The 8,925-nt window shown below is 71.9% G+C and carries 6 protein-coding genes; all 6 read right to left on the bottom strand.

What is annotated here, in order from left to right:
• Positions 1–386: 386 nt before the first annotated feature.
• Positions 387–2,186 carry a PQQ-binding-like beta-propeller repeat protein gene (locus ABZ070_RS33140; protein ID WP_356639373.1) on the bottom strand — a complete coding sequence of 600 codons (1,800 nt, stop codon included), beginning with the start codon at positions 2,184–2,186 and terminating at the stop codon, positions 387–389.
• A 260-nt stretch (positions 2,187–2,446) separates the two neighbouring features.
• Positions 2,447–4,252 carry an ABC-F family ATP-binding cassette domain-containing protein gene (locus ABZ070_RS33135; RefSeq protein WP_356639371.1) on the bottom strand — a complete coding sequence of 602 codons (1,806 nt, stop codon included), beginning with the start codon at positions 4,250–4,252 and terminating at the stop codon, positions 2,447–2,449.
• A gap of 43 nt (positions 4,253–4,295) precedes the next feature.
• Positions 4,296–5,609: an acyltransferase gene (locus tag ABZ070_RS33130; protein ID WP_356639369.1), complete on the bottom strand. Its 1,314-nt coding sequence runs from the start codon at positions 5,607–5,609 to the stop codon at positions 4,296–4,298.
• Positions 5,610–5,689: 80 nt separating this feature from the next.
• Entirely contained in the window at positions 5,690–6,622 is a 933-nt protein-coding gene (locus ABZ070_RS33125) for a 4-(cytidine 5'-diphospho)-2-C-methyl-D-erythritol kinase (protein WP_356639367.1), read from the bottom strand.
• Positions 6,619–7,479, bottom strand: a complete 861-nt coding sequence (gene rsmA, locus ABZ070_RS33120; RefSeq protein WP_356639365.1) for a 16S rRNA (adenine(1518)-N(6)/adenine(1519)-N(6))-dimethyltransferase RsmA — start codon at positions 7,477–7,479, stop codon at positions 6,619–6,621. Before rsmA ends, ABZ070_RS33125 begins: the two co-directional genes overlap by 4 nt.
• Positions 7,476–8,681, bottom strand: a complete 1,206-nt coding sequence (locus ABZ070_RS33115; protein WP_356639375.1) for a ubiquitin-like domain-containing protein — start codon at positions 8,679–8,681, stop codon at positions 7,476–7,478. Before ABZ070_RS33115 ends, rsmA begins: the two co-directional genes overlap by 4 nt.
• Positions 8,682–8,925 lie beyond the last annotated feature (244 nt).

The raw sequence follows: 8,925 nt of genomic DNA, 5'->3' as shown, positions 1-8,925 counted from the left end.
GCCGCCATGGTGATCGTGGCGGTGGGCCCGTTGCGGTGTTTGTCCCGGGCTGCTGATGCGGCACCGAGGCCGCCGCGACCCGTGACATCGAGACGCGCCGTGCGCCTTGGCGGCCCGGCATGTCGCTCAGCCTTCAGCGCTGGTCGCCTCGTGCGAGGACCCGACCGGCTTCGATTCCGGGGGGCGCGGCAGGCGGCTGGGCCGGAGGTGCGGCAGGCGGCTGGGCGGGAGGCTGGTCCTTCGACAGCCCGAATCCGCCGCCCTGCGGCTGGTTCGGGCGCTGGCCCGGCGGCGGGCCGGGCGGCTGGTGGGGCGGTGGCGGCGGCTGCGTCATGGCGTGCTTACCTCTGGGGAACGGAAGTGGGGTCCTGCGGCTTCGAAGACGGTCACTGGCCGAAGCCCATCATGGTCTTCGTCTCCTGCTCCGCCTTGTCGTTGGGCGCGCTCACGCGACCGCTGGCGATGAAGAACCGCCCGTCCGCGTAGGCCATCTTCGGGGAGTAGAAGGAGTTCTCGATCTCGGCGGTCGAGGCGGGGTGCTGGAGCAGCATCTTCGGCGCACCGCCGGTCGGCGCGACCGTGGCGACGCCGCCACCCGTGTTGTACGTCGGCTGCATGTAGACGAGGACGTTGCCGTTCTCCATGCGCAGCGGCGTCATCTTGCGCTCCCCGCCGGCCGGTGCACGCCACTTCTCCTTACCGCTGTTGAGGTCGAACGCGACGAGTTCGTTGGCCTTGCCGTACTCGGTCTCGGTGGCCATGTAGAAGTTGTTCGCGTCCGCGGTGAGGCCGGTGCAGCCCTCGAGGTTCTGGCCGAAGATCACGAAGGCGCCGCCGCAGCGCGGCTGGAACTTGTCGTTCTTGCCGCCGGAAATCTGCGAGCGCAGCTTGCCGTTGTCCGTGAGCGCGAGGATCGACCACTTCTTCTCCGGCTCACGCTGGGTGATGGAGATGACCAGCGGGCTGGCGGAGTAGACCTTGTCGATCTCCCAGCCCTCGGGCGTGTTGTACGTCCACTTGGGCTTGCCGCTGGCCGGGTCGATCTCCTGCAGTTGGTGCTTGGGCTTGTCGTAGTCGTCCGTCGGGCAGCTGGCACCGGCGAGCAGCTTGGGTCCGCCGGCGAAGGCGAACGGCTCGCAGCCGCTGCTCGGCTTGCCGAAGAGCTGCTTCCCGTCGGTCATCGAGAAGCCGTACGAGTTGCCGGTGCCGCCGACCGCGAGCGTGTCGCCGCTGATGGCGAGCGTGAAGTCGGAGAGCGAGCTGAACGCGCCGGACGCCTTCGGGATCGGCTTCTTCCAGCCGGCCTTGCCGGTCTTCAGATCGATCATCTGAAGGTCGTTGCACTTGGCCCTGTCGGTGAGGCCGTCCTTGACACCGATGACGATCTTGTTGTCGGCGGAGATCTGCGCCGGAGCGGAGCACACCTCAGCGGGGAGCGGCACGCTCCACTTCTTCTTGCCGTCGGTCACCGAGTAGCCGGCGACCTCGCGGTACATGGCCTTGACGACCGTGTCGCCGGCCACCCACGGCCCGAAGACGTCGGCGCCGTTGCGCGGCAGGTCGACGTCGTTCTTCGTCAGGAAGAGGACCTTGGCCTCGCCGTCCTTGCGCCCGGCGTTGAGGTCGTCGTTGCCCTCACGGCCGGTTCCGCTGCCGTCGCCCTCGTCGACGGTGGCGGAGCCGGTCGGCTTCGGATCGTCGCTGGACTTGCTGACGTTGGGCTTGTCTTCCTTGTCGTCGCCGCTCAGGGCGAACCAGGTGCCGCCGCCGATGACGAGCAGCGCTGCGGCGGCCGAGGCGACGATGATGCCGGGCTTGCCCTTGAAGAAGTTGCCCGAGCCACCGCCGGTCCCGGGAGCCGGCGCACCCGGGTACTGCGGCTGCGTCGGGTAACCGCCGTAGGGGCCGGGCTGGTTGTACGGGCCGGGCGGCTGGTTGTCCGGCCCCGGCTGGCCGGGGGGCTGCTGGGGGTAGCCGTAACCGGGCTGCGGGGCGGGCGCCTGTTGCGGGTATCCGTAGCCGGGCGGCGTCATGGGCGGCTGCCCCTGAGGCGGCCCCTGCGGCGGAGCGGGCGGCATCTGCGGCGGCTGCGCGGGCGGCTGAGGCTGCTGAGGAGCGCCCTGCTGAGGATCCTGCGGGGCTCCGAAGCCCGGCTGCGGCGGTTGCTGGCTGGGCGGCTGAGTCATCAGCGCCTCCCCCTTTTCGTACGGTCTGCTGCCCGGCCGTACTCCCCCGCTCCGGTTCCGGCCGGCACGTTGCCCCGGAGTGGAGTGATTCGGACAAGGATTCCGTTGTTCTACGTCAGTCGAGCGGGCCTTCTTTGTATCACCCGCGACGCACGCAGAGCGGGGCCGGTCCTCCCCTGTTCCCAAGGGAGGACCGGCCCGTGATGGGGTTGTTACGCGCTCTGCACGGCTTCTCTACGCGGCTGTTCCCGCGGTCCGGGTCAGGCGTCCTCCGCCAGCTCGAGCCAGCGCATTTCCAACTCGTCGCGCTCTCCGCCGAGTTCACGCAGTTCCGCGTCGAGTTCGGCCACCTTCGCGAAGTCTGTTGCATTGTCGGCGATTTGGGCGTGCAGCTTGCTCTCCCGGTCGGAAAGCTTGTCGAGCTGCCGCTCGATCCGCTGCAGCTCCTTCTTGGCCGCGCGGACGTCGGCGGCCGACTTCTCCTTGACCGCGGTGGCCGGTGCGGGCGGCGGCGTCGGGACGGCCGCCTCGACCATCCGCGCCCGGCGCTCCAGGTACTCGTCGATGCCGCGTGGCAGCATCCGCAGCGTGCCGTCGCCGAGCAGCGCGAACGTACGGTCCGTGGTGCGCTCGAGGAAGAACCGGTCGTGGGAGATGACCACCATGGTGCCGGGCCAGCCGTCGAGGAGGTCCTCCAGCTGGGTCAGCGTCTCGATGTCGAGGTCGTTGGTGGGCTCGTCGAGGAACAGGACGTTCGGCTCGTCCATCAGCAGGCGCAGCAGCTGGAGCCGGCGCCGCTCACCACCGGACAGGTCGCCGACGGGCGTCCACTGCTTCTCCTTGCCGAAGCCGAACTGCTCGCACAGCTGGCCCGCGGTCATCTCACGGCCCTTGCCGAGGTCGACCCTTTCGCGGATCTGCTGGACCGCCTCGAGCACGCGCAGGGTCGGCGGCAGTTCGGTGACGTCCTGCGAGAGGTACGCGAGCCGTACGGTCCTGCCGACGACGACGCGGCCCGCCACGGGCTGCTCGTCGCCCTGGGAGACGGCGGCGGAGGCGAGCGTGCGCAGCAGCGAGGTCTTGCCCGCGCCGTTGACGCCGACCAGGCCGACCCGGTCGCCGGGACCGAGCTGCCAGGTCAGGTGCTTCAGCAGCACCTTGGGCCCGGCCTGGACCGTCACGTCCTCGAGGTCGAAAACGGTCTTGCCGAGGCGGGCGGAGGCGAACTTCATCAGCTCGGACGTGTCACGCGGCGGCGGCACGTCGGCGATCAGCTCGTTCGCCGCCTCGATGCGGTAGCGGGGCTTGGACGTACGCGCGGGCGCGCCGCGCCGCAGCCAGGCCAGCTCCTTGCGCATCAGGTTCTGCCGCTTGCTCTCCTCGGTCGCCGCGATCCGCTCACGCTCGGCCCGGGCGAACACATAGTCGGAGTAGCCGCCCTCGTACTCGTACACCGCGCCGCGCTGCACGTCCCACATGCGGGTGCAGACCTGGTCGAGGAACCAGCGGTCGTGGGTGACGCAGACGAGCGCGGAGCGACGTGCCTGAAGATGCCTCGCCAGCCAGGCGATGCCTTCGACGTCGAGGTGGTTGGTGGGCTCGTCGAGGACGAGCAGGTCCTGGTCGGCGATCAGCAGCTTGGCGAGGGCGATACGGCGGCGCTCACCGCCGGACAGCGGTCCGATGACGGTGTCGAGCCCCTGCGGGAACCCGGACAGGTCGAGGCCGTCGAAGAGTCCGGTCAGCACGTCCCGGATCTTGGCGTTGCCCGCCCACTCATGGTCCGCGAGGTCCCCGATGACCTCGTGCCGGATGGTCGCCTCGGGGTCGAGGGAGTCGTGCTGCGTGAGCACGCCGAGCCGCAGCCCGCCGCTCTGGGTGACCCGTCCGGTGTCGGGCTCCTCCAGCTTGGCGAGCATCCGGATGAGGGTGGTCTTGCCGTCGCCGTTGCGGCCGACGACACCGACGCGATCCCCCTCGGAGACGCCGAGGGAGACGCCGTCGAGCAGGGCGCGTGTTCCGTACACCTTGCTGACTGCCTCGACATTGACCAGGTTGACGGCCATTACTCTCCTGACAGGGGGAACGATCGACCTCCCAGCCTACTTGTCAGGCACGACTGCCCCGGCCCGCCCGTTCCACCAGAAGCCAGCCGCCCAGCGCCATGGCCACCGCGGCGGGGGCGCTGACCTGCACGGCGATCAGCGTCGCCGTCCGTCCTTCGAGCAGCCCGCCGAAGCCGACCATGGACAGACCGAGGACGCCGAACAGGCAGAGCGTGATCCCGGCGGTGGCGATCGGCCCGGTGCCCGGTACGGGCGCGGCCGCGGCACCCGCCGGCCGCTCGAACCGCCGGAAGACGGCGACGAGCAGCGCGGTGAGCCCCGCCGCGGCGGCGATACGCATCGGCATCTGTGCCCACCAGCCGCCCGTCGCGGGCTCCGGCAGGGCGGTACCGGTCGCGATCATGGCCCCGTAGACCCCGAGCATGGCCGTCAGATGCCACAGGAAGGCGGTCATGGCGATCCCGTTGGCGGCCACGACACCGCGCCAGACGCGGGGACGGCTCACCAGGCCCGCGCCCCGTCCCTTGAGCAGTTCCACGGCGCCGACCAGCCACAGCCCGTGGCAGAGCAGGGCCAGGGTCGGCGGGGCCATGTTCGAGACCTTCTCGCCGGGCATCCCGACCATGGACAGCGGATACGGCCCGAGGGCGACGAGCGCGGCCGCCCCGGCGAGACCGGCCGCCGCGAGCGCGGCGGGCATCCGGATGCGCCCGTCGGCCCGCAGGAAGCCGAGCTGGTGGACGGCGAGCCAGACGAAGGCGAAGTTCAGGAACTCCACGAAGGGAACGTCGGCTGCGAAGCGCAGCACGTCCACGGCGACGGCCGCGCCGAGAAGCGCGCCGAAGGCGGCCCAGCCGTGGCGCTCGTGCAGCTTCAGCAGCGGCGGCGTGAACGCGACCATGGCGAGATAGATCCCGATGAACCACAGTGGCTGGGTCACGAGCCTCAGCGCGACCCCGGTCATCCCGCCGCCCCCGCCGAGCAGTTGCACGGCGAGCGCGGCCGCGCCCCAGACGAGCACGAAGGCCATCGTGGGCCGCAGCAGCCGCTGCAGCCGGCCGCGCAGGAACACGGAGTACACGGACCGGTCAGGGTGCTTGCGTCGCAACGATCGGTACGAGAGGGCGTGCGAGAACCCGCCGACGAAGAAGAACACCGGCATGATCTGCAGCACCCAGGTGAGCAGTTGCAGCTCGGGCACGACGGCGAGCAGGTTCCCGACGCCGTCGTCGGTGACGGCGGCCATCAGCCAGTGCCCGATGACGACGGTCCCGAGCGAGACGACCCGCAACAGGTCGATGTACCGGTCCCGGGTGCCGGGTGTGAGGTCGGCGAGCTCACGAGCGCTTGTTCCCATGCGGGTACCGTCCCGCGGGGCCCAGCGTGGGCGGGAGGGCGCTCGTACTCAAATCCGCGGTGAGTACGCGGCGGCCACGTTCAGCCCGCGACCACCGTCGCGCCCGCCGCAGGCGCCCCCGCGACCCGTGCCGTGCGGCACGTCCCCGAGGCGGTCAGCGCCGCCGCCACCGCCCGCGCCGACTCCTCGTCCTTGGTCAGGAACGCCGTCGTCGGGCCCGAGCCCGAGACGAGGGAGGCGAGCGCCCCGGCCGCGACACCCACGGACAGCGTGTCCGCGAGCGAAGGGCGCAGGGACAGGGCCGCGGGCTGGAGGTCGTTCGACAGCGCGTCGGCCAGCGCGAGGACGTCCCCCGTGCGCAGCGCTTCCAGCAGCGGGGCGGAGGCCACCGGTTCCGGGACGCGCACGCCCTCGTTCAGCCGGTCGAACTCCCGGTACACCGCGGGCGTCGACAGCCCGCCGTCCGCCACCGCGAACACCCAGTGGAAACTCCCGCCGACCTCCAGCTCGTCCAGCTGCTCGCCGCGTCCCGTTCCCAGCGCCGCCCGGCCCACCAGGCTGAACGGCACGTCGCTGCCCAACTCGGCGCAGATGGCGAGCAGTTCGGCTCGCGAGGAGCGAAGGCCCCACAGCTCGTCGCACGCCATCAGCGCGCCCGCACCGTCCGCGCTGCCGCCCGCCATGCCGCCGGCGACGGGGATGTCCTTGGCGATGTGGATGTGCACGTCGGGCGAGATGCCGTGCCGTGCCGCCAGCAGCTCGGCGGCGCGCGCGGCCAGGTTCGTGCGGTCCAGGGGCACCTGCCCGGCGTCCGGCCCGGAGCAGGTGATCGTCAGCGACTGCGCGGGGCGCACCGTCACCTCGTCGTACAGACCGACCGCCAGGAAGACGTTGGCGAGGTCGTGGAAGCCGTCGGGGCGCGCCCCGCCGACCGCCAGTTGCACATTGACCTTCGCCGGCACCCGTACGGTCACGCTCTCTCGCGCGCCCTCCCGGCCCTCCCCAGCACTCACTTCTTCGCCTCCGCGATCCGTGCGAACTCCTCCACCGTCAGCGACTCGCCCCGCGCCTGCGGCGACACGCCCGCCGCGACCAGCGCCTCCTCGGCCGCGGCCGGCGACCCGGCCCATCCGGCGAGCGCCGCGCGCAGGGTCTTGCGGCGCTGCGCGAAGGCCGCGTCGACGACCGCGAAGACCTCCGCCTTGGAGGCCGTCGTCGCCACCGGCTGCGCCCGCCGGACCAGTGACACCAGTCCCGAGTCCACGTTCGGCGCGGGCCAGAAGACGTTGCGGCCGATCGCGCCGGCCCGCTTGACCTCGGTGTACCAGTTGGCCTTCACGGAGGGGACTCCGTACACCTTGTTGCCGGGCCTGGCCGCCAGCCGGTCGGCGACCTCGGCCTGGACCATCACGAGGGTTCGCTCGATGGTGGGGAAGCGGTCGAGCATGTGCAGCAGCACCGGCACGGCGACGTTGTACGGCAGGTTCGCCACGAGCGCGGTCGGCGGCGGCCCGGGCAGCTCCTGCACGTGCATCGCGTCCGAGTGCACCAGCGAGAAATGTGCGGCCCGCTCGGGCAGCCGGGCGGCGACCGTCGTGGGCAGGGCCGCGGCGAGCACGTCGTCGATCTCGACCGCGACGACACTGTCCGCCGCCTCCAGCAGCCCGAGGGTCAGCGACCCGAGGCCGGGGCCGATCTCGACGACGACGTCGTCCGGCTTCACCTCCGCGGTGCGGACGATCCGGCGGACCGTGTTGGCGTCGATGACGAAGTTCTGGCCACGCTGTTTGGTGGGCCGTACGCCCAGCGCGGCGGCCAGCTCGCGGATGTCGGCGGGGCCGAGGAGTGCGTCGGGATCAGTGGTGCTCACCGATACAGCCTACGGCCGCAGTGCGGCCACGGACTCGCCCCCCGCTGCACATAGAGCTTCTTCGCCCGGTACGTCTGTTCTTCCGCGGGGGCGTCCTGCGGGCGGCCCGTGCCGCCGAGCGCGCGCCAGGTGCCGGTGTCGAACTGGTAGAGCCCGCCGTAGTTGCCCGACGGGTCGACGGCGCCGGGCCGTCCGCCGGACTCGCAGTGGGCGAGGGCGGCCCAGTTGAGGCCGTCGGCGCCGTGCACCGAGGACGGCAGATGCCGGGTGCCCACCCTCACCTGCTCGGTGACGGGCTCACGCATCACTTCCTCGGAGATTTGCCGCGGCTTCTGGCGGACGCCGTTGACCGTTCGCAGCGCGTAGACCACCCGGCGCACGCCGGGCGCTCCCTGCCGTACGACGACCTCGGTGCCGGCGAAGAGCGTCGCGTCCCTGGTCTTCTCCACGGCGAAGCCGATCGGCTCCTCGCGCACTTCCCTGGTGCCGCTGATCCGCATGACGGTGACGGTCTGGCCGTCGCGCGGGAAGCCGGTGGGCGGTACGGACGTGGTGTCCTGGCCGCGCAGCACGATCCCCGCCTCGCCGAGCGCCTCGTGCACCGTGGCGGCGTTGGTGCGGATGGTGCGCTCACGGCCGTCGGCCATGAAGGTCACGGCCCGCTCCGTCCGCACGTCCAGGACCAGCCCGGTACGGGGGATCGGGGCGGAGCGCGGGACGGACAGATGCGCACCCTCGGCACGGACCCCGAGGTCCCGCAGGGCTTCCTGGACAGTACGGGCCGTCGTCCAGACGCGCTCGCGGCGGCCGTCGAGGGTGAGCGTCAGCGGCCTGCCGTGGCTGACGACGATCTCGTCGCCGCTGTCGAGCACCGCGTTCGGGCCGGGGGCGACGACATCGTGTGCACCGATGTCGAGCCCTTCGTCGTCGAGGAGTTCGCGTACGTCGTCGGCGAAGGTGTGCATCGTCCTCGGTACGCCGTCGACGGTGAGACGGACCGCCTTGTCGGCGGCGACGAAGGCGGACGTCCCGCCGGCGAGGAACGCGACGACAAGCGCCTGCGGCACGAGCCGCCGCAGCGTCTCCGGCCGCTCGGCGGTCTTCCGCCGCCGCCCGGACCGCCGCGCCTGCCCCCGCCCGCCCGCGCCGCCGTCCGTGCCTGTGCCGGTGGCCGCGTCCGCTTCGGGGGACTGCCGCGGCAGCGGTGGCAGGCCTCCCGGGCCGGTGGGGCGCAGATCCACGTACGGAAGGGTGGGCGCCTGTGCCACGGCCTGCTGATGGTGCTGCGGCCCCGCCCGGCCGGAGTCGGCGCCCAGGTCCACGTACGGAAGGGTGGGGGCGTACGCGGCCGCGAGCCGCGCGTCCGCGACCGTGGGCTCGCCGGCGGCCCCACACGTACGGCGACGAGCGGCGCGACGCTGCGGAACGCGAGATGTTCGTGGTCGC

It is taken from the genome of Streptomyces sp. NPDC006283 (assembly GCF_040613325.1).
GTDB lineage: Bacteria > Actinomycetota > Actinomycetes > Streptomycetales > Streptomycetaceae > Streptomyces.
This window is presented reverse-complemented; position numbering and strand designations above follow the sequence as displayed.

Excerpts from the sequence above, each read along its gene's own strand:
- ABZ070_RS33130 (WP_356639369.1), bottom strand. The coding sequence starts at position 5,609 with ATGGGAACAAGCGCTCGTGAGCTCGCCGACCTCACACCCGGCACCCGG.
- ABZ070_RS33135 (WP_356639371.1), bottom strand. The coding sequence starts at position 4,252 with ATGGCCGTCAACCTGGTCAATGTCGAGGCAGTCAGCAAGGTGTACGGA.
- ABZ070_RS33140 (WP_356639373.1), bottom strand. The coding sequence starts at position 2,186 with ATGACTCAGCCGCCCAGCCAGCAACCGCCGCAGCCGGGCTTCGGAGCC.